Origin of the sequence: Myxococcus sp. RHSTA-1-4 (genome assembly GCF_020037125.1) — a bacterium.
GTDB lineage: Bacteria > Myxococcota > Myxococcia > Myxococcales > Myxococcaceae > Myxococcus.
Genome location: NZ_JAIQDG010000017.1, coordinates 76,890 through 103,801, shown reverse-complemented (window position 1 = coordinate 103,801; position 26,912 = coordinate 76,890). Strand labels below are relative to the sequence as shown.

The following is a 26,912-nucleotide window of genomic DNA, read 5'->3' as shown; positions in this document are numbered from 1 at the left end:
GGGGCTGAGGGAAGACCTGGACTCCGCACGCAGCCGGAGAGAGTGATGACAAGCATGAGGGGCAGAGGGTTCATTCTCATTCAAGCGCCCTCACCGAGGGTTCCCTGGAGAGCCTTTCGGCTTCTTGGGAACGATGCGGTAGCTCGTTTCATTGATCCAGCTGACAGTGCCGAGCTCCTCTCGTTCCCACGCCCCCCGCGCATGGGTCCACTTCAACATGTCCAGCGTCGCAGGAATGTACTGATAGAAGCCGTCACAGGTAGGCGCCTTGGGATCCTTTGATTTCGAGAAGAACGCGACGATGGACAGCAGGACCTTGCTGTCTTTTGTTTCCACGGCCCATGCATGGAGCCTCGACATTTCATCGGTGAAGCGGAGATCTCCAGGGGAGGGCAGACCTCCAAAAGGGTGGTTGTGGAGCGCGAAGATGTACTTGAGCGCGCTCGACGGGTATCGGGCGTCCTCCACGGATGCCGGGAGAATGCAACTCCGCCGCCCTGTCGTCAGGTCGTCTGGCGCTGACTGGTCAGTCAGCAGACTCATCTCGTACTTGTGGTCCGGCGTGTAGTAGAGCCAAGCGCAGTACTCGGTGGAGACTCGTGTCGGTCTCCAGGCTCATGGGGCCACCCCCAGGCCGGGAGCGGGCTGGCCCCGGACGTGACGACCGGAAACCAGGACGTGGTGCCCTTCCGGCCTGTGCCCCGAGGTGGGGCTCAGGCGCTCTCGGCAGCGGCGCGCAGCTTCGCGGTGATATCCACGGCCCGCGCGTGCCCCAGCAGAATGTCCGTCATGTAGACGAAGTCGCCGTTGACGTGCTCGGAAAGGCGTGAGTGCTCACGCACGACTTCGGAGGGCACGAGCGCGGCGCGCACCACCTGATAGTCGGTGTCCCGGAACAGAACGAGGGCGGCGAGGTCGAAGTCCCACGACCGGAAGGAAGAGGTCTGGAGTTGGCCCCGGGTCGCGGGCTCGGAGACAACCCGGGCCTTGACCTGCACGCGCTCGCCCGTCGCGAGCGTCAGGTCGTACGACTTGACCGAGTTGCCCGCCAGCTCCCCTCCCAGTCCCTTTGCGGCGAGCCACTCCGCATAGTCGCCCGCCGGGGCGTTGTTCGTCCTCACCACCCCGCGACGGCGCAACTCCGCCAGCGTACGGCTATACCCAGCCAGCAGCTCGGCGATCGTCTGGTCCTTCTCTGGAGAAAGCCTTGTCATGTCGTATCGCCTTCCAGGCGCCCCTGTCCGCGTGATGGACTACCAGCATCTCATCAGGAGAATGTTATAAGGAATACCGCGCAAGAAGCAGGGGCCCGGTGACGCGTGAAGGCTGAAGTCAGCGGGTGCGGCGTTGCCCCGCCGTGGTTCGGCTGTCTCGCGGTCCCAACCTCCCGGCCGTCCATCCTGCGTCCGGGCAGGCCCGCCAGCCCCCGGAAGAGAGCCCGCCCTCCTGCCCGGGCGGCCCCGTGGGGCCGTTCATAACTTCATGCTTCGAAGCAGGAACGGGGCGTGTACCAGGAGCGACAGCTGCAGCTCTGGAGAAGGGCGGGAGGACTGCCGCGCATGGCGGTGGCCCTGGTGCTGCCATTGGGCGTGGTGCAACTCGTGGGCTGGGTCCTCCTGGGCAGGGATTTGCTGGCCTCCGCCTTCTCGGACCTCCCGCTGATGGTGCCCGCCACCGCGGCGTGCCTGATACTCGCGGCGCTGGCCATGCTCTGGCTGCTGAAGGGCGGCCCCACCCGGCACGTGCTGGCGGGACTGGCCGCGGCGCTGGTGGTGGCCGCGAGCCTGCTGACGCTCGCCTCCTATGCCTGGAGCTGGGATGCGCTGCCCGGCTACCCGCCCCTGCGCCGCATGTCGCCGCAGACGGCACTGGGCTTCCTCCTTCTCGGCCCGTCCCTGCTGTGTGTGGACCGCCGGGGCCGGGGCACGGCCTGGGCGCAGCTCCTCGCGCTGGCCGCCCTCCTCGTGCCGCTGACGGTGCTCCTGGGCTACTTCTTCGCGGAGCACCGCATCTACCGCATCCGAGGCAGCATCGGCGTCGCGCCCCACTCCGCGGTGTCCCTGCTCCTGCTGTCCCTGGGCGCCCTCTTCCTGCGGCCGGACCGGGGGCCGGTGAGGGCGGTGACGTCGGAGGCGGCGGGCGGAGTCATGGCGCGACGGATGCTCTTCGCGGGCCTGCTGCCGGTGGGCGTGGGCGTACTGGTGGAGTTGGGCGTGCGGCTGCGGTGGGTGGACGCGAGCCTGGCCTGGCCGCTCTTCGCGGTGGCGATGATGGTGTCGCTGACGGCGGTGGTCTGGCGGGCCGCGGTGGTGAGCAACCGGCTGCACGAGGAGCAGGCCGAGGCCCGGCGGCTCGCGGGCCAGGAAGCCGAGCTGCAGCGGCACCTGGCCGCGGAGAACGCCCGGCTGGCCCACGCGGCGGAGGCCGCGGCGCGCGAGCGCGAGGAGGTGCTGGCCATCGTCTCGCACGACCTGAAGAACCCGCTGGCCACCGTGCGCCTGAGCGCCGCGGTGCTGGACCAGAAGCTGGCACGGCTCCCCGGAGGGGAGGCACTCCAGGGGCGGGTGGCCGCCATGGACCGCGCCGCGCTCGTCATGCTCGGCCTCATCACCCGGATGCTGGACGCCGCCCGGCTGGACGCGGGCCAGCCCCTGGCGGTGGAGCCCCGCCCCGAGCCGGTGAGCGAGCTCATCGGCGAGGCGCTGGCCCTCATCGAGCCCCAGGCCGCCCGGTGCAACATCCACCTCGAGCCTCGCCTGGCTCCAGGGCTGATGGCCCTGTGCGACCGCGAACGCATCCTCCAGGTGCTCGCCAACCTGCTGGGCAACGCGGTGAAGTTCACCCCCAAGGACGGCACCGTCACGGTGGAGACCACGGAAGCCCCGGGCGAGGTCCGGGTGGCCGTGCGCGACACCGGCCCGGGCATTCCCGAGGACGAGCTGCCCCGCCTCTTCCAGCGCCACTGGCAATCCCGGGGCACCGCGCACCGGGGCAGCGGCCTGGGCCTCTACATCGCCAAGGGACTGGTGGAGGCCCATGGTGGCCGACTGTGGGTGGAGAGCACCGTTGGCACCGGCAGTACCTTCCACTTCACGCTTCCCCTGGCACCCGAGCGCCGGCCCCCTCACCCCACCCTTGACAGCCCCGGAGCCGAGGTCTAACGCACAGCGACATGAGCCCAGCCCGCTTTCCCTCGCCGACCCGCCCCATCACCAAAGAGGGCCCGTTCCGCGCCCTGCTGCTGGAGAACATCCACCCGTCCGCGGAGGAGATGCTGGCCGCGGAGGGCCTCCAGGTGGAGCGGCTGTCGTCCGCCCTCAAGCCGGGCGAGCTGGCCGAGCGGTTGAAGGGCGTGCACCTGCTGGGCATCCGCAGCAAGACGACGGTGCCGGAGGCGGCGCTGGAGCACGCGGAGGACCTGCTGGCCATTGGCGCCTTCTGCATCGGCACCAACCAGGTGGACCTGGTCAACGCCAACACGCACGGCATCCCCGTGTTCAACGCGCCCTTCAGCAACACGCGCAGCGTGGCGGAGATGGTGATTGCGGAAATCATCATCCTGACGCGCCAGCTCTTCGACCGCAGCCGCGAGGTGCACGCGGGCCAGTGGCGCAAGGTGGCCACCGGCAGCCACGAGGTGCGCGGCAAGACGCTGGGCATCATCGGCTACGGCCACATCGGCTCGCAGCTGGGCGTGCTGGCCGAGTCGCTGGGCATGCGGGTGCAGTACTACGACGTGATGACGAAGCTGCCGCTGGGCAACACGCACTCGGTGCCCACGCTGGACGAGCTGCTGGCCACGTCCGACTTCGTCACCCTGCACGTGCCGGCCACGCCGAGCACGCACATGATGATGGGCGCGGACCAGCTCGCGCGGATGAAGAAGGGCGCGTGCCTCATCAACGCCAGCCGCGGCACGGTGGTGGACATCGGCGCGCTGGCGAAGGCGCTGCACTCCAAGCACCTGGGCGGCGCGGCGGTGGACGTCTACCCGGAGGAGCCGGAGAGCAACTCGGACGGCTTCGTCACCGAGTTGCAGGGGCTGCCCAACGTGGTGCTCACCCCGCACATTGGCGGCTCCACGGAGGAGGCGCAGGCGGCCATCGGCAAGGAGGTGGCCACCAGCCTGCTGAAGTACTTCAAGACGGGCGCCACCACGGGCGCGGTCAACTTCCCGCAAATCGAGTCGCCGCTCATCCCCGGCACGCACCGCATCCTCAACGTGCACCGCAACATCCCCGGCGTGCTCCGCGACATCAACCGCATCGTCTCGGACCTCAACGCCAACATCCATGCGCAGGTGCTCAGCACGGACGCCAACATCGGCTACCTCATCATGGACCTGGACCAGGACGTGTCGCGCCCGGTGTGCGACGCCATCGCCGGGCTGAAGACGGACATCAAGACGCGCATCGTGTCCTGACGTCCGGGGCGCGCCTCACGCGTCGATGACCTTCCCGGGGTTGAGGATGCCCTGGGGGTCCAGCGTCCGCTTGAGCGCGCGCAGCAATTCCAGCTCCGCCGGGGAGCGCGAGTAGCCGAGGTAGTCCTTCTTCAACAGGCCGATGCCGTGCTCGGCGGAGATGCTGCCGCCGTGCTTCTTCACCAGCTCGAACATGGTGGGGTCCGCCTCCTTCGTGCGGGCGAGGAAGGCCGCCTTCTCCATGTCGTCCGGCTTCATGATGTTGACGTGCAGGTTGCCGTCACCGATGTGGCCGAAGAGGCAGATTTCCCAGCCCGGGTAGCGGGCGCTGAAGACGGACTCCAGCTCGCCGCAGAAGGCCTCCAGCGCCGCCACGGGCAGGGAGACGTCGTTCTTGTGGGGCAGGCCGGTGGCGGAGAGGCTCTCGCTGATGCCCTCGCGCAGGGCCCACAGCTCCGCCGCCTGGGACGCGCCCTGGGCCAGGGTGCCGTCCGTCACCAGCCCGCGCTCGAACAGCGAGCCCAGCCACGCCTCCACCGCCTCCGCGTCACGCGACTCCGCCTCCAGCAGCACGTAGCAGCCGCTGGGGGCCTCGAAGGGTGAGCGCAGCTTGCGGTGGCGCTGCAGGCGCGCCAGGCACCTGTCGGTGAAGAACTCGTAGGCGGAGATGAGGAAGGACGTCTGCTGGCGCGCGTCGCGGAACAACCGCAGCACGGCGGCCACGTCCGGCACGGCGAAGAGGAACACGTCCTGCTTGCCGGGGAGCTGCGTCAGCTTGAGGGTGGCCTCGGTGATGACGCCCAGGGTGCCCTCGCTGCCGATGAAGAGCTGCCGCAGGTCCGTGCCGGTGTTGTTCTTCTCCAGCGCGCCGTTGAGCTCCAGCACCTGCCCCTGCGCCGTCACCACCTGGAGGCCCAGCACCCACTGGCGGGTGAGGCCGTAGCGGATGACCTTCACGCCGCCCGCGTTGGTGGCGATGTTGCCGCCCACCGTGCTGGAGCCCTTGGAGGCGAAGTCCACCGGCCAGGTGAGGCCGTGCTCGGCGCAGTGGTGGTGGACGGCCTCCGTCACCGCGCCCGCCTGCACGCGCACCGTGTTGCCGAGCAGGTCCACCGGCTCCATGCGCGCCATGCGCTGGAGGGAGAGCACCACCTCGCCCCGGGCCGCCACCGCGCCGCCCGCCAGCCCGGTGCGGCCTCCGGAGGGCACCACGGCCACGCGGTGCTGGTGGCACAGGGCCAGCAACCGGGCCACCTCGTCGGTGCTCCGGGGGAGCGCCACCGCGCTGGGAGCGGGCGTATAGACGCGCGTCCAGTCGCGGCCGTACTCCTGGAGCTCGCCGGGCTCGCGGGTGAGGAAGTCGGCGGGGAAGCCCTCGGCGATGGCGCGGAGGAAGTCGGCGGGGAGCGCGGAGGTGGACATGCCTCAACCCCTATTGCACGCGCCCGCCCGTGACAAGCGGATGGCGCAAGTCCTCCGGGACGGGTGCCTCGCCCCTCCCCGCCGTGCCAGTCCCCCGTGCGGAGGTGGACATGCGCCCGGAGCATCCCGGGTGTGAGCCGTGCTCCAGCCACTCGCGCCCTCCCCGCCCGTGCGCCCCTCGACACTCGAAGCAGACCGCGCCTCCAGAGCCCGCCCTCGCCGTGCTTATCCTCGCCGCGCGCGCTGCTCCCACGCGCGCCCGCCGGGGGATGCGGCATGGACCGCTTGCGAACGCCCTTCTTCATCGCGGCCCTGGTGCTGCTGGTGCTCGCCGTGCTCGTGGAGGTGGGCTCGCCCGCGCTCCTTCCCCAGAAGCCGCCGGACTGCTCCGCGCTGAAGGGCACTGCGCCCTGTGCCCCACCGCCGCCGGCGCTTCCCGAGGACTGCCTCCCCCTGCACGCGTCGGTGTGCGAGGGCGAGGACGTGAAGATGGACGACGTGCTCCGCACGCAGAAGGAGAACCCGCCCACGCCCGGGCTGGGCATTCCCTACCTCGCGCTGGTGGACGCGCTGCTGCTGCTCACCCTGGCGTTGATGGGCGCCAGCCTCATCATCCCCGAGCGCGTCCACGGCCGTGTGCAGGGGCTGGCCACGCTGATTGGCTCCATCGTGGCGCTGCTCACCGGCATCGGGCTGCTCTTCGCCGCCATCGGCCTGCTCATCACCATGGTGTCCCTGCTCGCCGCGGTGCCGTTCGGCACCATCGCGTACCTGGCGGTGTGGGGCTTCTTCAACCGGGGCGGCGCGGCCGGCACGCTGGGGCTGCTGATGCTGTTCAAGCTGGCGGCGGGCGTGTGCCTCGTGCTCGCGCACCAGCGCTTCCTGCAGAACAAGGGGCTGGTACTGCTCTACCTGACGTCCCTGCTGGCCAATGCCGTGGTGTCCTTCCTCCACGGCCTGGTGCCCATCATCCTGGTGAGCATCACCGACGCGGTGGGCGCCATCATCGTCGCCATCCTCGGCCTCATCTGGGCGGTGCTGCTGCTGGTGGGGGCGCTGGTGTCCATCGTCAAGGTGCTGCGCCTGAAGCGCGTGGCCATTGCCTGAGCGGGATGACGTGCAAGCCGCGCGGAGTGCACCCGCTGCCACGCTGCTCGCCCGGCCCGTTCTTCGCGCTGGAGATGGACACGTCCATGGCCACCCCACCCGCCCCGTCATGCAGGACGAGGCGCTGGCGGGGAATGTCGACGTCGATGTGCAGGGTCTTCATCCCCTCCCGAGGTACTTCTTGAAGCCGCGGCTCAGGTCGCCGCGGAATCCCAGCCGCTCGAACAACCGGTGCGCGTCGGTGCGGCCCACGGCGCTCAGCAGCATCATCTTGGTGCACGCATGCTCGCGGCAGAGCGCCTCGGCGTGGCTCAGCAGCCGCGTCCCCAGCCCCTGGCCCCGCGCCGCCGGGGCGACGACGAAGTTCTCCAGCACCGCGTAGGGCCGCTCGCCGAACATCACGTCCGCGCACAGCGTGACGAACACCGTACCCCGCACCTCCCCGGCCACCTCGGCCACGATGAGGAGGCTCGCGGGGTCCGAGCGCAGGCCCTCCACGCGCTCGGGAAGGACGCGGATGCGCGGGTTGTCCGGCACGAGCGACTGGTAGAGCGCGGCGAGGGCGGCAATGTCGCGGCCCTCCGCCCGGCGGATGAACGGAATGTGGGGTGCGGCTGATGGGACACGGTCCATGGTCGGGGTGCGGCCACTGCAATCACCAGGCCCGACGAGGAGCACACCGGCAGGGGAGGCGCTATATTTCCGGCATGGACCAGGACACCGACCCCCGGCAGCGTGAGCGATACTTCGAGCTGCTCCGAGGCCTGTCTCCAGCGGAGAGGCTCCGCAAGGCAGCGGATCTGACACAGGCAGTCCGGTGGATGGCCGAGGCCGGCATTCGTCAGCGATTTCCCAACGCCGATGAGACAGAGGTGCGGGTGCGGCTAACCGAGCGCATCTACGGCCGCCAGGTGGCCCTCCGCCTCTTCGGCGCCCACCCCGCGCTCCTGTCATGAACGAGCCAGCCGTCCTCCTCGTCGCGCTCCAGTGCGCGGAGTCCTTCGAGCAGGTGCAGGTGGGCTACTTCCTTGGAGGCAGTCTGGCCAGCTCCCTTCAAGGCGAGCCACGGGCGACCAACGACATCGACTTCGTGCTCGACTTGAAGCCATCCCAGGTCGAACCGCTGGCGCAAGCCCTCGGTAGTGACTTTGAGGTCGACATCGAATCACTGCGAGAGTCCGCCATGCGCCGGGGCTCCTGGAACATCTTCCACCAGCCAACGGTGACGAAGGTAGACCTCTTCATCTTGCGCTCGGGCGCCTTCGACCAGAGTGAGTTCTCGCGTCGCCGCCGCATAGTACTGACTCCCGACGGCCGAGGGCTCTACATCAAGAGCCCCGAGGACTCCGTACTGCGCAAGTTGCTGTGGTTCCGAGATGGCGGTGAGGTTTCCAGCACCCAATGGCGAGACGTTGTGCAAATCCTTCGTCTCGCGGCTGGAACCCTCGATGGCGTGTACCTGCGAGAGTGGGCAAGCAGGCTCGGGACACAGGAACTTCTAGAGCGGGCCTTGCTTGAGGCAAAGTGAATCTTGCCCCGTGCCCTCTGGAGCGGCATCCCTCGTCTTCACCGCACGAACAGCCGCACTCACACCTCCGGCATGGGAGAGTGAAGCCCGCCACTTTCAGGGAACTTCGTTACCCAGGCATACACTTCCGCTGCGTGCTCCCGGGCCAGTTCCTCAGGGTCGACCCGGCCACGGAGTATCATTGGCACAACCCAGCCTTTCTCACCTCTGAGCGTCCAGTACTGCAGGGGGTGTGTGAATTCCGCAGGCAGCTTGTCAGGTCGGAAACCAGGGACCTGAAGGACGATGCAACTCTCACCGGCGGTCACCCATGCATCCAGCCACAACCCGAACCACCACCATCGTCCCTTTGAACGCAGGGTATAGCCGTCCCATCCTGGACCATACACGGGGCGGCCCACATCGATTTCGCCCCCATGCTCCTCATGGAGCACTGCTGCAATGCGACCTACCAGTTGCCGAGCCGCCCTCAATGCGCTGGCCACCAGCGGATCCGCCAGCAGTCGCGTTTCCTCTTCGGTGAAGGGGCGAGTGTTCTCCCCCAAGCGATAGGTGACGAGTTCCTTGAAGTCCTGCAGGTAGACACGAAGGCGCGGGGAGTGAACTTGCTCTGCCACTCTCCTGAGCGTCTCGGCCACTTCCTCCCACTTGAGTATGTGGGCCGCCTCTGCATTGCCGAGCTGTCGCTGGACAGTCTGCCGCAACTCCCTCAAGTTCCGCCCAGGGGCTAGCATGAAGAGTCGTGCCTTGCCGTCGGGGTGAGCTGCGCTCCAATCTTGGAGTGCGGCAGCGTATGGAGCCAATTGATCCTCGTGGAGCCATGACCCAACTTTGGCCTCGAAGAGGAAGTAGAGGTCTGGACTTTGAATGGCGATGTCGGGGCGGCCTCCGGCAACCGTCACCTGTGTTCGGACATGCAAGGAGTTCAGCATGGCATCTGTTACGTCCAGGCCGCACGCATCCTTGAGAAAAGCGCGCAGGACTTCCGGTGCCTGGAGCAAATGGACAAGGAACTCAGTGAACCGGTCTTCTTCCTTGCCTGCCAGAATTGCAAGGACGGGGTTACCGGGCCAATTGGACTCAGCCATTGTTTTATCCTCCTCGCGCAGAGGGCCCCTCCAACATGCTGGGCGTTGGTGCACGTTACGCCGTGCCCTCGCAACTCGGATACACTTCAGTGCTCAGCAGGCATGGAAATGTTCACTGCGGCAGCAGGCGCAGCGCACAGCCGGAAGCCACCTGCGGCGGGGCCTCGCACGTCACCTTCAGGCCGGCCCCCTCCTCCATGACATCCACGGCCTTCGACTCCTTCAGCGGGTCGAAGGTCGCCGGCACCGAGGGCTTTCCGCGCGGCGTCAGCTCCACCTTCATCGGCGCGGCCACCTCCGGAATCAGCTCCAGCGACAGCGAGCGCACCTTCGTGTCCGATGCCTTCACGTCCACCTGACACGAGGCCGCGCCGCGCAGGCTCAGGATGCCCTTCGTGAAGGTGCAGCCCGTCCCCACGTCCAGCTCCTCCGCCGTCACCGCGCGGGGCTTCACGAAGCGCTCCCGCAGCTTCTGGGCGGTCTCCGATGGCTTCGTCCTCCGCGGCGACTCGCTGGTGGCCCCGAAGCCGACGCCGAGCACATAGAGCGCGACAATCGCGACGATGACGAGGATGAGCACCGCGTGGATGGGCTTCAGCTCGGGCATGGCGCGCGGTTACGGCTGGATGTTCTGCTGAATCTGGAGCTGCTGAATCCCCTGGAGCGTCTGCGAGGAGCCCATCAACACGCTCTCGTTGATGCGGTGGTCCCGGATGATGACGCACACGCCCGAGCGACAGACGCTGTACAAGGGGCAGGGAGCGGGACACGAGCTCGCCACCGGCGCCACCTGACAGGTGTTCGAGCAGAAGCCGGAGAGGCAGACCTCGTTCCCCGTGCACCGCTCCCCGTTCGGAAGCTGGCACAGCTTCGTGGGCCCACACTGCGACGGCGAGCGGCACTGCTCGTTCGTCTCACAGCGCCCGTCATCCCGGTTGCACCGGCCCTCCGGCGTGCAGAAGAAGCTGGAACAGTCCCGGTCGCTCCCACACTCCTGCCCGGGCCTGAGCAGGCACAGCCGCGAGCCGAGCACGGGGGTGCACTTCAGCGGCCCCGGGCAGCTCTCGTCACCCGTGCAGGTCTGCCCCAGCGCCAGCTCGCACTTGCCCTGCCGGTCGCAGAAGCCGGTGAGGCACTGGGTGCCTCCATCGCAGGGCTGCCCCCGCTCCACGAGGCACACGCCCCCGTCCGCCCCCGTGCAGGTCAGCCCCTTGTCACACGTCCCCTCCGGACAGGGCTCGCCCACCTTCGGCGCCTCTTCCCCATCACGCGTCGCGATGATGCCAATCACCGTCCCGAGGATGAGGACGACGCCCGCCGCCAGCGCCACCAGGAGCCAGGGGAAGGGCTTCTTCGGAAGCGGCGCCGCCACCACCTCGAAGCCCGTCGAGGGGCCCTCGGCATAGTTCTCGTCGGGCGTGGTCACATCCACCACCAGCAGGTGGAAGGTGAGGCGGCCCGGGGGCGTGCCCGGCGGCACCCGGACCTGCACGGTGAGCTGCTGCGTGCCGTCCGGAGCGAAGTCCCGCTCCGCGTCGCCTCCGATGCTGAACCACTCGGCCTTCGCGCCAGGGCCGGGCACCACCGAGGCCCGGGCGCGCACGGGGGCGCGCAGCGCGTTGGACACCGTGTAGGCCACCTCTCCCTGTCCCGCCGCGTTCAGCCGGATGGAGTCCGTCACTGCGGTGATGTCGAAGGCGCGTGGCATCAGCCTGCTCCCTGGGCCGGCTGCTCGAAGTGCAGCTCGTAGGTGACGTAGGCGGGCTTCTCCCGCTCGATGATGCGCTCCAGCAGCAGCCGGTGGGCCGCCACCTCCGCGGGCGCGCGCACCCGCACGTGGAAGGGACGCGGCCTCCCGTCGGGGCCGGGCACCGACTCGTCCACCTGGAAGTCCGTGCGCCCGGTGGCCGTCGTCAGGAACAGGCGCAGCCCCCGCGCGGTGCCGCGCCAGCGCGAAATCTCCACGGCCGCGGCCACCAGCTCACGCAGGCGGCCCAGGCCCGTCGTCACCGGCAGGTCCATGCCCACCCAGCGCGCGAGGAAGGGCACGAAGCGGTCCGGCGCCCGGCGCGGGTCGAAGTGCGACTCCAGCCGCGCGAGCACCGCCTCGCTGGGCGCGTGCAGCACCTCCATCACCTCCAGCAGCGCCGTCAGCGGCGAGCCGGGCTGGACGGTGCGCTGGAAGACGCCGGGCAGCAGGCGCTGGATGTCAGGGCTCCGCATGGTCCGTCACCACCTCCAGCTCATGGGCACCGGAGCAGAGAAGCCACGTGGGAGGCAGCGTCACCTTCTCCGTGAACTCGCGCGTGGACACGGGCTCGTAGCGCTCGCTTCCGGCGGGCCTGCGGAAGACGCCGTCCGGGCCACCGGCCAGCAGCGGCGCCCCCTTGGGAGACGCGGCCAGTGCGTACACCGGCTGGAAGAGGCGCTCCGCCTCGCGCAGGGGCAGGCCGCTGCCCACCTCGGGCCGGCGCCAGGTCGCGCCCGGACGGCTGGCATCCAGCCACAGCACGCCCACGCGGTGGCTGCCCGCGTACACGGTGGAGCCGCTGAAGGCCAGGGCGAGGCAGCTCCCGCCGTCCCAGGCGCGGTCGAAGGGCCGCCACCCGTCCGGCGGGTCCGCGCTGCCCATCAACTCCCAGCACAGACAGCCCTTGCCCGGGTCCGCGCCGCTGGCGGCGGCCAGCCCCGCCCAGAGGAAGGAGCGCGGCCCGTCCCGCTGCACCTCCAGCACCCGCACGTCCGCGCCGCGCGGGCCAATGGGGCGGAAGGTGCCGCTGCGTCCCCCGCCCGCGGAGAGGAAGACGCCGCGTGTGCCCATGGCCGCCACCGCCACGTTGACGGCGCCGCGCACGTCCGTGGTGGCCGCCACCGCGAAGAAGCCCAGGTCCTGGGCGGCCGGGTCCACCAGCACCTGGATGGGCGTGGCGCCGGGGCGCGCCACCAGCTCGAAGAGGCCCACCCGCGTGGCCAGCAGCAGCACCGGCACCCCTTCCCGCTCCGCCCACGCGATGTCCTCCACCGCGTCCAGCGTGTGCGTGTACGGCTCCCACGTCTCGCCGCAGTCGAAGGAGATGTGGATGCGCGAGCGCTTCGTGTCGCTCACCAGCCGCGCCGCCACCGCCACGTAGCCGGCGCGCTGCGGGTGCGCCTCCACCGCGTCCACCTCCTCGCCGGGGAAGAGGCCCGCCTTCTCCCAGCCGTCCGCGTCGTTGACGGTGCGGAACAGCGTCTCACCTCCGCCCGCGTAGAACGTGCCGGGCTGGAAGGTGTCCGCGGCCAGGGTGCGCACCTCGCGAGGCACCTCGTCCACCATGAGGCGCACCCGGTCCAGGTAGCTGACGCCCGGCTCGGCCAGCAGCGCGTCGTACACGTGCGAGGCCCGCAGCGCCTGGCCGAAGCGCCAGCCCTCCGGCTGCAAGGCGGAGGGCAGCGGCGTCAGGATGCGGTGGAGCCGCTCGACGAGCCGCGTGCGCAGGGCCGCGGTGTCCTCCTCGCGGTGCGCCACCACGCGCGCCTGCACGCGCACCGTCTTGTAGCGCGCCCACTCCACGTGACACATGGTGCCCAGCGGCCGGCGCACGTCGAGCTCGGCGTGGATGCGGGCGCGCGCCTCCTCCGTCTCGTGCACGCGCAGGGTGGCCTCGGTGATTCCCTCACCCGCGGTGCCCTGCACCTCCGGCGGCAGGTGCGGCACCAGCAGCACCTCCACCGTGCCCGCGGGCGCGTGCGCCCAGAGCTGCGCCAGGGTGACGGCCTTCGCGCGCGCCACCGCGCCGGAGCTGCGCAGCGCCAGCAACTCGAAGTCCCCCGCCGTGACGGCCCTCCGCAACGAGTGCAGCTCCTGCGGCCCGCGCAGCAGCGCGTTGTCCAGCGTCTCCGCGGGCCGGCCGCCCGTGGCCGGGCTCGGGTTGGTCACCTTCACGCCCGGAATCGGCACCTTGAGCAGCTCCAGCGTGCCCGCGGCCACGTTGCCCGAGGCGCCACCGCCGCGCCGGTACCAGAGGCGGACTTCGCGCCCCGCGCCCGGCACCGCCGCCAGCGCGCGCGCCTCGCCCAGCTCGCCGGCCTCGCTCGCCAGCCGCGCGGACGGGGCGAAGGTAATCACCCCCGTCATCCGGTCCACGAGGTAGGCCGGCTCGTCCGGGCCCAGCGCTGCGAAGTTGTCCACCTCGCGCCAGACGCGGTAGGTGCGGCCGTCATGGCGGCGGGCCGGCGCGCGCGCGTCCAGTTCGCCGGGCGCCGCCTCCACGCCCACCACCAGGTCCAGCGAGTCGCCGGTGGGCGCGACGATGGGCGGGCGCTTCGCCTGCACGGTGAGGCCCGGCTGGCCGGTGCCCTGGCCCGCCAGCTCCGCGTCCACCTGCTCGCAGTGGTAGGCGAGCACCTCCGCCTCCGTGCCACCCACGGGAATCGTCACCGGGTCCGCGGTGTGGAAGACGACGGGCTCCGCGCCCGCGCCGGCCCGCGCCAGGGTGACGGGTGTGCTGCGGGGCACCTCCACCGGCCGCTCGGCCGGGCGCACCAGCGTGAAGCGCAGCCGCACCGACGCGGCGGCCGGTGGCTGGAGGCGCACGCCGAGGAGGCGCAGGAACTCCACGTAGGCCTTCTCCGGCAGCCGGTTGAGCCGGTACAGCATCGTCTCCGTGAGGTGGGCGAACACCTCCACCAGCACCATGCCCGGGTCATGCGGCGTGAGGTCCGTCCAATCCGGACATGCGGCCTGGATGCGGGCGCGCGCCTGCTCCACGAGCTGCGCGAAGCCGCGGTCATCCAGGCGTGGGGACGGGAGCGAGGTCATGTCGGGCCTCCCGCGAGCGAGAAGGGATAGGCCAGCCGCTCGGTGCGGCCGGTGGCGCGCACGCGGTACTCCAGCGTGACGTCCAGGCGGTGCGGGTCCTCCGGCGTCCGCGTGGCGTCCAGGTGGAGGACCTGGATGCGCGGCTCCCAGCGCTCCAGCGCGCGGCGCACGTAGTGGATGGCGAGGCCGGCGGTGGTGTCGTCGTTGTTGGCGAACAGCAGCCGGTGCAGCTCGCAGCCATAGTCGGGACGCATGACACGCTCGCCGGGGGTGGTGGTGAGCAGCAGCAACACCGCCTGGCGGATGGAGGCGTGCTCCTCCACCATCTCCGCCCGGCCGGTGGGGGCCAGACGCAGGCCGGAGCGCTCCAGCATCTCGAAGTCCGGGTGCGCGAAGTGCCAGGTGCGGTAGCGGGGGGCGCTCATCCGGCCTCCGTCACCAACGTCTGCCCGGGGGCGTTGACCTTGTACTTCACCGTGCCGGGCGGGGTGCCGTCCGTCAGCCCCGTCAGCGAGTCCAGGCACACGGGCTTGCCGTCAATCGTCACCAGCGTGGAGTAGCCCTGCTGCACCGCCAGCGTGCTGGTGCACGGTTTGATGGTGGGGCCGATGTTGGGACACCCGGCGATGGGGCGGCCCTCCGGGTCCGCGCGCACCAGCACGGGCCGGCCCTCCACCGTCACGAACGGCTGCGAGTGGATGAGCCCCACCCGGCCCAGTTCATGGGCGCACACCACCAGCGCATCCACGGTCAGCACGCGCATTCAGCCTCTCCGGAAGTCGATGGACCGCCCTCGGATGACCACGTCCTGGCCGGGTGCCTCGAGGTCGAGCGGCACCTTCGAGTGCAGGCGCACGCCGCCCGGCGCCAGTTCCAGGTAGCTGCCCGTGGCGTCCTCCAGCCGCAGCGTGCGCTCCTTGTCATCCAGCCGCAGCGTGTGCCCGCCCGCCGTCAGCAGCGTGTAGCGCCGCACCGCGCCGCCCTCCACGCCCGCGTCCGGAGGCCCGCCCGTGCCATAGAGGCCCCCCACCACCACGCCCCGCGCCGGGTCCTCGCCGCCGAGCGCGAGCAGCACCGTGTCCCCCACGTCCGGCAGCAGCATCAGCCCCTTGCCGGCGCCGCCGCCCGCCGCCAGCACCTGCATCCAGTCCGTCTCCACGCCGCCATAGGCCGGCAGCGTGGCGCGCACGCGCCCCTTGCCGTCCGGGTCGTCCACGCGGCTCACCACGCCCAGCGTCACCGCCGAGGCCCGGGTGCGCGTCCGGCGCGGCGGAGGCGCGGAGGACAGCTCGGAGATGAAGCCGTGGCGTGCGTCCACGCGGTGGGTGACGGCGGTGAGCACGTACCGGCCCGCCACCGCGGGGGCCACTCCGCGCACGTCCACGCGAGCCCCCGGCCGCAGCCGCGCGTCGCCCTCCGCCACCGCGGTGAGCACCACCTCGCGGGCGCTCCGGTAGTCCAGCTCCGCCTGGGCCGCGGCGTCGACGTGGGGGATGCCCTCCGCCGCCTCGTCCACCAGCGAGCGCTTGGGCTCTCCACCCACGCTCCCCGGCTCCACCTCCGCGTCCACGCCGCGCCCCACCCGGGGCCGCTCCGCATGGCCGGCGTGGGACTCCGCGCGCTGCGTGTCCCAGCCCTCCGCGGACACCTCGCGGCAGGAGGCGTCGCCGTTCACCTCCACGGTGGCCTCCAGCAGCGCCTCACCGAGCAGCAGCGGCACCGGCGAGCCGTCCCCCTCCAGCGTCATCAGCCGCAGCGTGTCGCCGTACAGCACGGGGTAGAGGCCACAGCGGTCCGCGTGCTCCACCAGGAACTCGAGGTCGGACTGCCCGTGCTGGATGAGGTGGCGCCACAGCGGCCCGGGCGCCGCCACCTGGACGGAGACGCCCAGCCCCGACCCCATCTCACGCGCCAGGTCCTCCAGCGTCACCTGCACGTGCGCGCGCACCGGCTGGCGCTTGCGCAGGCGGTGGAGCAAGTCATAGCCGCGCACCCGCACCTCGCGCGCGCCGCCCGTGGCGTGGACGTACTCCACGGCCGTCACCTCGCCGGAGAAGAGGTCCTCCGCGCCCGCGGCCACGACGCGGAGGGACGAGCCCGGGGGAATGGCCGACGAGGCCAGCGGGCCGCGAGGGTCGGTGAAGGTCAGCTCGCACTGCGCGGGCACGGCCAGCCGCTGCCGCACGCGCACGGAGGACAGGCTCCGCAAGTCAGCCACGGGCAGGGGTGTGCCCCCGGCCTCGATGCGCAGCTCCGGCAGTCCACGCAGGTGGCTCACAGCACCCTCCGGAGCGCCTCGGCCGTGGGCAGCCGCAGCACCAGCCCCGCCGGAAGGTCGTGCGGGTCCGCCACGCCGTTGAGCGCGGCGATGAGCCGCCACAGCGACGGGTCGCCATAACGCTGGTACGCGATTTCATCCAGGCGCTGCCCGGAGGGTGCACCCTCCTCCTCGGCCGCGCCGAGCACCGTGTGCGCCTCGTAGTCCTCCGGCCCCAGCGCCGCGGCCACCGCCTCCGGATCCGGAAGCTCCTGCTCGGCCACGGGCTCCCTGGGGCCGGCCTCGTCCTCCACGCGCAGCAGGCGCATGCGCAGCCACGAGCGGCGGGGCGCGCCGGTGGAGGCGAAGTCCTCCAGGCGCTCGGCCACGGCGGCCACCACGCCGAGGTAGTTGCCGCGCTTGCCCCAGACCATCCGCGCCAGCGAGGGCCGCATGCGGCCGTCCTCGCTCAGGCCGTTCTCCGCCAGCCGCCACAGCGGCTCGGTGAGCTCGCGCACGTCCTCCGTCTGGAGCGAGGAGCCGGAGAGCGCCACGTCGAAGAGCAGGTCCAGCGTCAGCTCCGTGGTTCCCCCGCCCGTGAAGAGGAGCGGGTCGTCTCCGGGACCGCCCCACGGCAGCGAGCCGCCCAGCGCGCGCCTCGGCCGCAGTCCCGCCACGCGGCGCATGACGAGCGTCTCCGGGTTCAGCAGGCACCCGATGCGCTCCCCGCCGGGCTCGATGAGGAAGGCCACGCGCTCCATCACTCGCCTCGCTGTTCACGGTCCAGCCGCCGGAGCCGCTCCCACTCGCGCAGCTCCACCACCGCCTCGTCGCTCTCCGCCCGAGGCGCGGGAGGAAGCTCGGGCCACGTCCCCGGGACGCTGGAGACGGGCGTGCTCTCGGATGGATGCAGCGCGGTCTCCCAATGGGGGAAGGCGAGCCGAGCAGGCGCTTCCACCTCGCGCGGTGCCCAGGCCATGAGGGACTGGCCCCCGGCCCACGTACCGTCATCCGCCGGGATGGCGGCGCGGGGGTGCGACTCCCGGGGCTCGGGCGTGGAGACGGGCTCTCCGTCGAGGAAGAGGAGCCGCATCCGGGGCAGCCCGGAGGTCGGCAGCGGCTTCTCGGGCACCGGTGCCTCGGGCTCCTCCGTCAGGGGCAATGAAGGAACGGCGCGCAGCTGGGGCGTGGAGGGTCCATCCGCGAAGGGAGGCAGCTCACTCCAGGGAGGGCGAGGGGGCGGAGTGGCCACCACGTTCGTTTCGCCCCCGCGGGCACCAGGGGGCGATGCGGCGGGCCGGTGAGACTCCGCCCGCTGCGAACGTCGCGCCGGAGAAGCGGAAGGCGCCCGGAAGGCGGCGAGCATCTCCGGTCCGAGCCCCCATGAATCAGGCGGCACTGGCGGCACCGGCACGGGCTCCGGAATCGTTGGACGGGCCCACTCGGCCTGGGACGGAGGAAGTCGCGACGCTGAAGCCTCGGCTTCACGGAGCTCGTGGGCAGACACCGGGGGCACACGCACCTCTCCACCCGCTTCCGCTCCCTGCGAGCGTCGAGGAGCCATCGGCCGCGCCACGCGACGCGCCTCGCGCTCCGGCGGGCGAGAGGAGGGCGGCGGCGCCTCAGGGGACACGCGCCCGCCCTCCTCCGGCATGGGGGGCCTCATGGCAATCGGGCTGGGAGGCACCGCGGCCCCGAGGTCCTCACGCGCAAGCCCCTCCAGGAGCCGTGGCGCGCCCTTCCTCACCCGCGCCAGCCAGTCCGCGGGAGGCCCCTTCTGGCGCGCCTGGATGTCCCGGAGCCAGTGCTCCGGTGGGCCGTCGTGGCTCCCCGCCGGGACGGACGGTGGGAAGGCCGGCCCCGAGGGCGCGGCCACCGTGTTCCGGGAGGCCGGAGCGGCGTCCGGGGGGGCCTCCTCGGAGCGTGCCCGCGCGGACGGGGCGTCGGGCCCGGGCGGCGCCTCTTCGGCGAGCACGGAGTCGGCCCACGCCTTCATCCTCCGGGCCATGGCGCGAACCCAGGCGGCGCGCCCGCGTGTAGGGGTGCGCTCAGCCACGGGAGATGGACTCGAAGACCAGCGTGAGCGAGTCGATGGCAATCTGCTGGCCCAGCGCGTCCAGCGGATGGGCCTTCCACTCCGTCGGCCAGGCCTCGTTGAGGTTCCAGCGCAGGCGCTCCGTCACCCCGTCGATGTCCAGCATGAGGACGGAGACGTTCTTCCGCTGGGGCACGCCATTCACCGACGCGAGGAACCAGGCCCACAGCTCCGGTGACGAGGTGAGCCCGTAGCGCAGCGTCACGTCCCCGTAGGAGACGGGGCCGGGCAGCCGGCGCACCACGGGGCCGGCGCCGCCCTCGCGGAAGTGCAGCGCGGACACCTTCACCTGGAGGCCGGTGCACTGCGTGAAGTGCCCCTCGCTCACCCCGTCGATGAGCAGCTTGAAGTTGTACGCGCGGAACGGGTCCACCAGCGCGCCGGGCTGCGCGCCCGCTTCCTGCTCCGGCGGCGGCGCCTCGGGAGCCTTGGCATCAGCCATTGGACACCTCCTCCACTTCCGCGCCGCCCGCGTGCTGGCCGATGCGGAAGATGATGAACTCCGCGGGCTTCACCGGCGCCAGGCCGATGACGGCGAACACCTGCCCCGCGTCGATGGTCTCCGGCGTGTTCGTCTGCTCGTCGCACTGCACGAAGAACGCCTCCGCCGGCGTGCGTCCCATCAGCGCCCCGTCCCGCCACAGCCGCAGCAGGAACGCGCTCACGTCACGCTTGATGGACTTCCACAGCGAGGCGTCGTTCGGCTCGAACACCGTCCAGTTGGTGCCCAGGGCGATGGACTCCTCCACGAAGTTGAAGAGCCGGCGCACGTTGATGTAGCGCCACTCGCTGGCGGCATCGGCCACCGTGCGGGCGCCCCACACGCGGATGCCGCCGCGCGGGAAGTAGCGGATGCAGTTGACGCCCACCTGGTTGAGCTCGCCCTGCTCCTCCGGCGTCACGTCGCGCACCAACCGCAGGGCGCCGCGCACCACCTCGTTGGCGGGCGCCTTGTGAACGCCGCGCGTGACGTCGGTGCGCGCGTAGATGCCCGCCATGTGGCCGGACGGCGGCACGTTGACGAGCGTCTTCCCGTCCCCGAGCGGGTCCGGCGTGGAGAACCACGGGTAGTAGAAGGCGCCGTAGCCCTGGTCGGAGTTGCGTGGACGGAGGCCGCCGCGCTCTTCGCCGGTGGACACCTTGGTGAGGCGCCCCACGTCGTCCACGTCCTCGGGGGCGTCGAGCAGCGCGAAGCGGTCGCGCATCTTCTCGCAGTGGGACAGCAGCGCGTCCCAGGCCGCGGCACTGGTGAAGCCGGGAGCGGCCACCATGGCCACCTCGCTCACCTCCTCCAGCACGGCCACGCCCTGGCGCTTGCGTGCATCGCCGATGAGGCTCTCGCTGTCGCCGATGTTGACGATGAAGCAGCGCCGGCCGCCGTTCTCGAAGAAGCCGTACACGGCGCGCGCCAGCGGCGTGCCCGGCGTCCCGGGTGGGGCGAACTCCTTCACGAACTGGGCCCAGCCGTTGACGGCCACGGCTTCATGCAAGCGGGCGTCCGCGGCGGGCGCGCGGCCCACGAAGGCCGCGGTGGTGGTGCCCACGCCCTGGATGGAGCGTGTCCCACTGGGAACCTCCTCCACGTAGACGCCGGGCGTCAGGTAGTTCGGCACGTCACTCCTCCTTCAGCGGCAGGCGAATGAGCAGCGGCTGTGGCTCGGCGGCGAGCGCCTCCGGTCCCAGAGCGAGCACCTCCCCCTTCGCCCGCACTTCCAGCCGCCCCAGCGTGGCCACTGGCGGCACGCGGGGAAAACGAAAACAACCCCTGGCATCCGTGCGCGTCGTGAGCTTCAGCGCAGGCAGTTCCACCAGCGCGCCCGGAATCGGAATGTCGCCGGGCCCCACCACGCAGCCGAGCAACACCTCGGCCGGGACGGACTGGGCCACGAGGGGGAAGCGGACGCGGTGGACGACGGGCTGCGGGCGCTCGCGGCGCACCGGCACGCGCAGGCGGAAGCCGGGACGTGGCGCGACTCGCAGCCCCGCCCACACGGTGGTGGCCACGGGGGTGAGGTCCACCTCGAAGTCCGACTCCTCCATGGCCGCGAAGACCAGCTCGCCCAGCAGCCGGTGCGCTCGCTCGGGGGACTCGGCACCGGTGGTGACGAGGTAGCAGACGGAGATTTGCAGTGGAGGACGGGTGCCGCCGCGCGCGGGCGGAGCGGGACCCAGCTCGAGCAGATAGAGGCATACGCCCTTCTCCAGGGACTCGCGGTCAGGCACCCCGAGGAACACGGGGACCTCACCGGCGATGCGGCTCACCCATGCCTTCAATCGCTGATCGACTTCGTCGATCATCCGGTCCCCCCCAGGGTCCTGGGCCGGAGCTCACGGGCGGCGTCTTGCTGCCGGAATTCCGGGCTCGCAAGGTGTCACCGTGGTGCGGGGGCCGTAAGTGACCCGGGGGGAGGTGTCACGTCAGGACTTCAACAGGCGTGCGGGAGGGGTGTGGCCCTGCTTGCGAACCCGGCCGCCTCACGCGTCCCCTTCTCCCCCACCATCAGCGGGTAACGGATGAGCATCACCAGCTGCTCCGCTCCCTCGGGACCTGCCTGCACCTGAGCGAAGAGCACCCCCACTCCGGCAGCTTCCGGGCCAGTTCCCCGCTGCGCCCGTACCGCAGCGCTGTATGCATCCGGTCCCGCCGGGAAGTGCCGGCCTCCACCTCGGTCTGAACGACTGCATGGCCTCTCCGCTCATGACGACTGGACCTGCCCCGGGTCGGAGGACACCCTACGCCGGCAGGCCCTGCCGGCCCACCTGGAAGCAGCAGTTGCGCGGGCCGTCTTCTTCTATTCTCCTCTGTTGAAGAGGAAGTCATGGTGAGACCTTCGAGGCGCGCTCCGAGCACCTGGCCATGCCACCCCTGCACCTACCAGCAGGAGAGCCTGGACGGGAGCGGCCACGACGGCTGCCGCAGGGACGTCATCAACGACAGGGAGGACGCGAAGCGGAAGCTCGACGAAGACGGCGAGACGGCCTGCATGAAGCGAATGAAGGTTCTGTTCGAGGAAGCCGAGAAGGCCAGCGGCAGCTCCTGCGAAGACTCCCCAACCATGCGCGGGCCGCCGAGGTCTGCGGCGAAGGTGGCGACGAGGACCTGCGCGGGCCCTCCGTGGTCACCGGGGGACACGCGCTCCTTCTCTTACCAAGCAGGACTGCTCCTTCTATTGATGCAACTCGGCTCGGCTTGCTCAGCACCAAATCCGCACATCAAGGTGCGAGAGCTTGACAGTGGGATACTCGAGGTCGATGGCCCACTAGCGGGCCCCTTCGACACCTCAGAGGAACTCGCCGCCCATGCATGCGAACTGCTGGGCAATCAACCTGGAGCCGACGCAGGCCACGGCAGACTTGGAAAGGAATACTGCGCGCTCCACTACTTTGCGGTCGAAACACAGAAATACTACCTCAGCTATCTATCCGACATCGGCGGCGACGGCCCTGACGGAATCAAACACTGCACCGTCCCAATGACCATCAACGCCCCGACCCAGAAAGAGATACTCATTCTGGGCCCCGCACATAGCCATCCTCACAACCGAGAGTTCTCCGCCCAGGACATGGGAGCTGGCCGGCCCGCTGGCTGGTCTCCGCATGGAGTCTCAAAGATTCAGGAGAAGCGCACGGGCCGCATCTGGGAGCGCCACCTCTACGTGTTCCACAAGAACAAGCTCGGCGTATGTTTCTCCTACAGATACAATTACTCCAATCGTCTCGTCCATGCGCTCAGAGAGGGAGCCTGGGTTCCTATCGGCAAGGCAACAGGCAAATGGGGCGCCTTCGAGAAGTTTGAAGGACAAGACTGGCTCCCCTGAAATTCCCCTTTGCCAGCCAATGAGAATATCATGAATCGAGCCCTCATTACCGCGCTCCTCGCCCTCCCTCTTACCGCCTGTTCGCTGTTCGGCTACCACAAGCTCCCCAAGGCCGAGCGAGCGCCTCCTGAAGAAGCTGCGCGCGTGGAGTTCCCAGATTCGTTCGAGGACGGCATTCATCTGACGGGGCCCATGGCCGCCGCCCTGGAGGTCGCCATGACCGAATTCCTCCCTCCGGGCTCCGAGGTCAAGACCAACGCGAAGAACAAGCGCGTGGCCCAATGCCTATCACGCCGCAGCACATACGAAACACTCATCCTCAAGGCCAGCGACACTCTCTACTTCGTGGCGTTCATCCCCGATCTGAAGCGATGCGGTCTCGAAGACGAGATTCTCGATGGCGGAGCCGTATACGCAGTTGACAACATGGGCCGGGTTCTAGGAGTCCGCTGAGACAAAGGGGCGATGACATGAAAGCGCTCAAGAGGGTTGCACCACTGGCACTCGGAGGCGCCATAAGCTGCGCAACAACCAGCTCCCCCGACCTCGGCATCCGTGTGCATGACGAGCCCATGAAGCCGGTGCGTTACGAGGGTCGTATCGTTGGTCCGCATGACGACATCGACGACATGGTGGATGCGGCCTGCGACACAATGCTCAACATCGCACAGGGAGAGCGGCCATTGGGCTACTGCGCAACGTACTTCTCAGATGAGACCCAGGGCTCCAAGTGGTTCTTCAGCCACATCTCCCCGGTCAAAGGCACGCCTGGCGCTCCAGAGCGAACGTGCGATCTGCCTCGAGACCCTGTCGAGCCGGATAGGAAGGAGGTGCTTTTCCTGGGAGGCGTGCTCGGTGGAAGCAAAACCAACCCTGAGTATTGGCGCCCAACGCACTTCTTCAGTCAGACCGCGGGCGAGAGCTGGTGGCCAGACACCCTGGTCTTCTCCCTGGAGCCCTCCGGCGCCTGCACTGTGTATACCTATGTCGGATTCAGCCGAGTCGTTACGGTACGCCGCGATGGCGATTTCATCCCCACCGGCACCATCTACAACGAGCAAGGCATCATCCAGACGTTGAAAAGCGCGGAGTAATGGCTCTTCTGTAGGCCCCGCGGGCTTCCCACTGAGCGGCTCCCGCGCAATCTCCTCCTCTTGAGAAACAACCCGCCCGTCAACCGAATTCCCAGAAGAGAATCAATCGCCAGGAGCGCACAATGCTTCAAGCTGGTCGCGTATTGCTTGCGCCTCTTGGCGCGCGGCTGCGGCACCGTCGTCATCCCCAAGTGCCGCACGAGCCTGAGCCGCGGCGTCAAGAGCATGGGTGAGGTCTTGCAGTGAGTCCGGTGTACTGCCGAGCAGGTGGTGGTACTTACGGCAACACACGAGTGATTCCTCATACGCGGCTGCTGCGCCAGCAACCTGCTCCTGGGCCCGGCGCACGTCGCCCACCCTGTTGAGGGAGATGAAGAGGTCGCGCAGTACCTCGGGGGTGTCGCCGAGGGCCTCGCGCAGGCGGCGGCTGAGGGCCAGCGACTCCTCGTAGGCCGAGGCCGCGGCGGCCAGCTGGCCCTGGGCCTGGCGCACGTCGCCCACCTTGTTGAGGGAGACGGAGAGGTCGCGCAGCGCCTCGGGGGTGTCGCCGAGGGCCTCGCGCAGGCGGCGGCTGAGGGCCAGCGACTCCTCGTAGGCCGAGGCCGCGGCGGCCAGCTGGCCCTGGGCCCGGCGCACGTCGCCCACCCTGTTGAGGGAAATGGAGAGGTCGCGCAGCGCCTCGGGGGTGTCGCCGAGGGCCTCGCGCAGGCGGCGCCGGAGGGCCAGCGACTCCTCGTCGTCGCCCACCCTGTTGAGGGAAATGGAGAGGTCGCGCAGCGCCTCGGGGGTGTCGCCGAGGGCCTCGCGCAGGCGGTGCCGGAGGGCCAGCGACTCCTCATATGCCAAGCTGGCTTCCTGAATGGCGCCACGCTTCAGAGCAAGCCGTCCCATTTCGTCCAGCAAAGCGATACGCTGCTGGTTGTCTCCTCTACCCAGGAGCTTTATGGCTTCGGCAATGTGATCCGTCGCAGCCGCTGAGTCACCATGAGCTGTCTCAGCTCTCACCAAGGCGAAGAGTGCGGCTGCCTCATTGGCTGACTGGCTCCGAGGCGCCGCACGCATTGCTTCTCGCGCACGCCACGCTGCATCAAGCGCTTCACCTGGTCGCCCAGACGCAAGAAACTCATCCACTGCCTGGAGAAGAGCGCGGAGTTCGGACGGATATCCTCCCGATGCCTTTCTGAGGAGGCGTTGAGTTTCGCTGGCGGCCAGAAATGCGTCTACCTCCCCCTCGACGACAACAGCCGGGGGCAAGACTTCATGCACTCTTTCACCCGGGAGTTCCTGCCGCTCCGCGATGGGAGGAAGCTCAATGACAAGCGCCCGCACCGACCAGAGATCAATTGCCACCTCACGGACAAGAGGCTTCAACTCGTAGGGAGCGACCAGGACCAGCCCCCCATGGAGGTGGCGACGCACTGCATCCCGGCGCTCGTTCAAGCGAGAAACGAGCTTCAGCCACGCGTCCTGCCAGGGCTTGGGTTCGACACCATCAGGGTCCAGCGTCAGGGCTTCAATCCAGATGCAACCCACATGCTCAGAGGAGTGCTCAAGAAGCCTTGGGAGCACCTCCACGAGTTCGTCCGGTGTCGCAGGCACAAGCCGCATGAACCTGCGTGTCTGCCCCTGGAGGAGCCGCTCGACGCGGGCCCGAAGCACGTCCACCGGACGCTGCGAGCCCGCGAACACGAAGCCAAGCCAGAAGCCCTCGGCGAACTCGACCTGCCTGCGCAAACGCGGCCACTCCGCTTCGCCCGCAGGCCCCAGGTCCGCATCACTGGGAGGACGCATGCCGCTCACCTTTCCTGGCTACTTCTTCTGCGCCGCGCGCGCCGCGACCTCGGAGGCTTGCTTCTTCACGACCTCGCGGACAAGCGGGTGCACGTCGTACCACTCCATGCCATTGCGGTAGCAGAGCGCCAGGTGGGTATCCAGGAAGCGGGCAAGGTCATGCAGCTTCGAGTGGTCGCGCAGGGCCGTGTCATGGGTGGTGGCGATCAGGTTGAGCCACTCCGCGTCACTGTCGGAAATGGGGAGAAACTCGGAGCGGACCTGGGCCACTGCTGACTCGATGGTGCTGACCGGAACCGGCAGCGTGTCAGCTCTGCGGATGATCTCGGCGAACAGCCGCAGGTAGTCTCTCAGGTGCCCGCCGGAGAGTCGGCCCAGTTCATCAAGCGCCGCCCGGTCGGGTCCCAGCAAACGACGCCAGTCGCCGCGATTGGAGATGACACGTTCAAGAAAGTCGATACCCGCCTGATAGGCATTGCCCTCACGGTCGCAGACCTTCAGGGTTGGAAGCACGTGAACGCCACCAGGGGCGTAGAGCGTCCCGAGGTTGGCATACAGTACCTTCAGATATGGTGGAATGGTGTAGACGACGTGCAAGTCATCGAAGTGGAGCTTGTCGGCATGGGCCACGAAGAGGTTCACCACCGAGTCCTGGACCTGAGCCGCATTGGTCGAGGTGCCACGGATGTGCTCCATGGAGTCCAGCAACAGGACGACTTCCGTATCGGCCCCCCATTGAGTCCTGACCTGGCTGATACACTCCGCGATGTATTGCCGCACGTCACCGACGAGAGCCCCAAGATGTCCGGCCATGTGTTTCTGGAGCTTCTGGCGGAAGGAAGGGTCACTCTTGAGCTGGGCTTTCAAGCCGACCGAAGCACCTCCGCCAGACATGCCGGCGGACAGCTCCGAGAAATTGACGTCGGTGCGACTGAGGAAGTTGACGGCTCTCGTCCAGTAACCTTCGTGCGAGGGGTCGCCCTTCAAGAACCCCGCCTCCTTGAGCTTCTCACCGAAGGCTCCAGCGAGCGCCATGAGGAAGTCACTGACATCAATGCTTTGCGACGGATTCAGATAGTCCTCGATGTCGCAAAGAACCACCTTGTAGCCGCGCTCGGTCAGATGTTGACGTAGGCGGTAGAGTTCCGTGCTCTTGCCGCTCCCACGGAAACCGGAGAAGAGCTGCACGCTTCTGCCGAGAGAGAACTCGATGGAGCGCGCCAGGAGCTTGACCGGGTCGTGCACGGAAAAGGGAGGCTCCTCGTAGATGGGCACGTACCTGGACGAGTCCTTCTCATCGAACTCGATGGGCTGGTCGGTGACCGCGCGGAAGAAACTGCGGAGAAACGGCAGCGAGTCCTGGCTCATGAAGGGATTCCGTCCCTGGAATTCTCGTTCGCTGGTGCGGGACGTAGGAGCAGCGTACGCCTCCCCGCCTGCCCACCAGAGTCACGCCCCCTCGTACCAAACGGGCGCGCTCCTGACGAG

Annotated in this window: 26 protein-coding genes; 7 read left to right on the top strand and 19 right to left on the bottom strand. The window is 69.4% G+C overall.

Annotated elements, in window-relative coordinates; translation table 11 throughout:
- Positions 1–90: 90 nt before the first annotated feature.
- Both K8638_RS23120 and K8638_RS23115 read right to left on the bottom strand, forming a co-directional pair.
- Positions 91–543: a hypothetical protein gene (locus tag K8638_RS23120; protein WP_223756766.1), complete on the bottom strand. Its 453-nt coding sequence runs from the start codon at positions 541–543 to the stop codon at positions 91–93.
- Between the two features lie 170 nt (positions 544–713).
- Positions 714–1,214, bottom strand: a complete 501-nt coding sequence (locus tag K8638_RS23115) for a hypothetical protein (RefSeq protein ID WP_223756765.1) — start codon at positions 1,212–1,214, stop codon at positions 714–716.
- Positions 1,215–1,505: 291 nt separating this feature from the next.
- Here K8638_RS23115 and K8638_RS45270 point away from each other — a divergent pair, with 291 nt between their 5' ends.
- Both K8638_RS45270 and serA read left to right on the top strand, forming a co-directional pair.
- The gene (locus tag K8638_RS45270; protein WP_223756764.1) at positions 1,506–3,161 is read left to right on the top strand and encodes a HAMP domain-containing sensor histidine kinase; all 1,656 of its coding nucleotides are present in this window, start codon (positions 1,506–1,508) and stop codon (positions 3,159–3,161) included.
- Positions 3,162–3,172: 11 nt separating this feature from the next.
- Positions 3,173–4,423 (top strand): phosphoglycerate dehydrogenase, encoded by a 1,251-nt coding sequence (gene serA, locus K8638_RS23105; RefSeq protein WP_223756763.1) that lies wholly within the window; start codon positions 3,173–3,175, stop codon positions 4,421–4,423.
- 15 nt (positions 4,424–4,438) lie between these two features.
- Here the strand turns inward: serA and K8638_RS23100 are convergent, their stop codons facing one another.
- Positions 4,439–5,845 carry an FAD-binding oxidoreductase gene (locus K8638_RS23100; protein ID WP_223756762.1) on the bottom strand — a complete coding sequence of 469 codons (1,407 nt, stop codon included), beginning with the start codon at positions 5,843–5,845 and terminating at the stop codon, positions 4,439–4,441.
- Positions 5,846–6,121: 276 nt separating this feature from the next.
- Between K8638_RS23100 and K8638_RS23095 the strand changes: the two genes are divergently transcribed.
- Entirely contained in the window at positions 6,122–6,952 is an 831-nt protein-coding gene (locus K8638_RS23095) for a hypothetical protein (RefSeq protein WP_223756761.1), read from the top strand.
- 159 nt (positions 6,953–7,111) lie between these two features.
- Here K8638_RS23095 and K8638_RS23090 read toward each other — a convergent pair whose 3' ends face one another.
- Positions 7,112–7,585 (bottom strand): GNAT family N-acetyltransferase, encoded by a 474-nt coding sequence (locus K8638_RS23090; RefSeq protein WP_223756760.1) that lies wholly within the window; start codon positions 7,583–7,585, stop codon positions 7,112–7,114.
- Between the two features lie 319 nt (positions 7,586–7,904).
- On the opposite strand from K8638_RS23090, the gene K8638_RS23085 reads away from it, so the two are divergent.
- Entirely contained in the window at positions 7,905–8,480 is a 576-nt protein-coding gene (locus K8638_RS23085) for a hypothetical protein (RefSeq protein WP_223756759.1), read from the top strand.
- 59 nt (positions 8,481–8,539) lie between these two features.
- Here the strand turns inward: K8638_RS23085 and K8638_RS23080 are convergent, their stop codons facing one another.
- From K8638_RS23080 to K8638_RS23020, 13 genes are all read right to left on the bottom strand, one after another.
- On the bottom strand, positions 8,540–9,568 hold the full coding sequence (locus tag K8638_RS23080) for a PD-(D/E)XK nuclease family protein (RefSeq protein WP_223756758.1): 1,029 nt from the start codon (positions 9,566–9,568) through the stop codon (positions 8,540–8,542).
- A 112-nt stretch (positions 9,569–9,680) separates the two neighbouring features.
- Positions 9,681–10,175 (bottom strand): hypothetical protein, encoded by a 495-nt coding sequence (locus tag K8638_RS23075; protein WP_223756757.1) that lies wholly within the window; start codon positions 10,173–10,175, stop codon positions 9,681–9,683.
- Between the two features lie 9 nt (positions 10,176–10,184).
- A complete protein-coding gene (locus tag K8638_RS23070; RefSeq protein ID WP_223756756.1) occupies positions 10,185–11,276 on the bottom strand; it encodes a hypothetical protein in 1,092 nt (363 codons plus the stop codon).
- Complete coding sequence (locus tag K8638_RS23065; protein WP_223756755.1) at positions 11,276–11,791, bottom strand: phage tail protein; 516 nt, start codon at positions 11,789–11,791, stop codon at positions 11,276–11,278. The genes K8638_RS23070 and K8638_RS23065 overlap by 1 nt, the downstream gene beginning before the upstream one ends.
- Entirely contained in the window at positions 11,778–14,369 is a 2,592-nt protein-coding gene (locus tag K8638_RS23060; RefSeq protein WP_223756754.1) for a putative baseplate assembly protein, read from the bottom strand. Before K8638_RS23060 ends, K8638_RS23065 begins: the two co-directional genes overlap by 14 nt.
- Positions 14,366–14,794 carry a GPW/gp25 family protein gene (locus K8638_RS23055; protein ID WP_223756753.1) on the bottom strand — a complete coding sequence of 143 codons (429 nt, stop codon included), beginning with the start codon at positions 14,792–14,794 and terminating at the stop codon, positions 14,366–14,368. The genes K8638_RS23060 and K8638_RS23055 overlap by 4 nt, the downstream gene beginning before the upstream one ends.
- Positions 14,791–15,132 (bottom strand): hypothetical protein, encoded by a 342-nt coding sequence (locus tag K8638_RS23050; RefSeq protein WP_223756752.1) that lies wholly within the window; start codon positions 15,130–15,132, stop codon positions 14,791–14,793. Before K8638_RS23050 ends, K8638_RS23055 begins: the two co-directional genes overlap by 4 nt.
- On the bottom strand, positions 15,133–16,647 hold the full coding sequence (locus tag K8638_RS23045; RefSeq protein ID WP_223756751.1) for a phage baseplate assembly protein V: 1,515 nt from the start codon (positions 16,645–16,647) through the stop codon (positions 15,133–15,135).
- Positions 16,644–17,387, bottom strand: a complete 744-nt coding sequence (locus K8638_RS23040) for a LysM peptidoglycan-binding domain-containing protein (RefSeq protein ID WP_223756750.1) — start codon at positions 17,385–17,387, stop codon at positions 16,644–16,646. The genes K8638_RS23045 and K8638_RS23040 overlap by 4 nt, the downstream gene beginning before the upstream one ends.
- On the bottom strand, positions 17,387–17,758 hold the full coding sequence (locus tag K8638_RS23035) for a hypothetical protein (protein WP_223756749.1): 372 nt from the start codon (positions 17,756–17,758) through the stop codon (positions 17,387–17,389). Before K8638_RS23035 ends, K8638_RS23040 begins: the two co-directional genes overlap by 1 nt.
- A gap of 916 nt (positions 17,759–18,674) precedes the next feature.
- Complete coding sequence (locus tag K8638_RS23030; protein WP_223756748.1) at positions 18,675–19,163, bottom strand: phage tail protein; 489 nt, start codon at positions 19,161–19,163, stop codon at positions 18,675–18,677.
- Positions 19,156–20,334 carry a phage tail sheath family protein gene (locus K8638_RS23025; protein ID WP_223756747.1) on the bottom strand — a complete coding sequence of 393 codons (1,179 nt, stop codon included), beginning with the start codon at positions 20,332–20,334 and terminating at the stop codon, positions 19,156–19,158. The genes K8638_RS23030 and K8638_RS23025 overlap by 8 nt, the downstream gene beginning before the upstream one ends.
- Before the next feature lies 1 nt (position 20,335).
- On the bottom strand, positions 20,336–21,019 hold the full coding sequence (locus tag K8638_RS23020; protein ID WP_223756746.1) for a carboxypeptidase-like regulatory domain-containing protein: 684 nt from the start codon (positions 21,017–21,019) through the stop codon (positions 20,336–20,338).
- 521 nt (positions 21,020–21,540) lie between these two features.
- Between K8638_RS23020 and K8638_RS23015 the strand changes: the two genes are divergently transcribed.
- The 3 genes from K8638_RS23015 to K8638_RS23005 are packed head-to-tail and all read left to right on the top strand — an operon-like array spanning position 21,541 to position 23,633.
- Complete coding sequence (locus tag K8638_RS23015; protein ID WP_223756745.1) at positions 21,541–22,539, top strand: hypothetical protein; 999 nt, start codon at positions 21,541–21,543, stop codon at positions 22,537–22,539.
- A gap of 30 nt (positions 22,540–22,569) precedes the next feature.
- Positions 22,570–22,992 carry a hypothetical protein gene (locus K8638_RS23010; protein WP_223756744.1) on the top strand — a complete coding sequence of 141 codons (423 nt, stop codon included), beginning with the start codon at positions 22,570–22,572 and terminating at the stop codon, positions 22,990–22,992.
- A gap of 17 nt (positions 22,993–23,009) precedes the next feature.
- The gene (locus K8638_RS23005) at positions 23,010–23,633 is read left to right on the top strand and encodes a hypothetical protein (protein ID WP_223756743.1); all 624 of its coding nucleotides are present in this window, start codon (positions 23,010–23,012) and stop codon (positions 23,631–23,633) included.
- A 102-nt stretch (positions 23,634–23,735) separates the two neighbouring features.
- Here the strand turns inward: K8638_RS23005 and K8638_RS23000 are convergent, their stop codons facing one another.
- A complete protein-coding gene (locus K8638_RS23000) occupies positions 23,736–25,424 on the bottom strand; it encodes a lipopolysaccharide assembly protein LapB (RefSeq protein WP_223756742.1) in 1,689 nt (562 codons plus the stop codon).
- 18 nt (positions 25,425–25,442) lie between these two features.
- Positions 25,443–26,792, bottom strand: a complete 1,350-nt coding sequence (locus K8638_RS22995) for a hypothetical protein (protein WP_223756741.1) — start codon at positions 26,790–26,792, stop codon at positions 25,443–25,445.
- Positions 26,793–26,912: the final 120 nt, after the last annotated feature.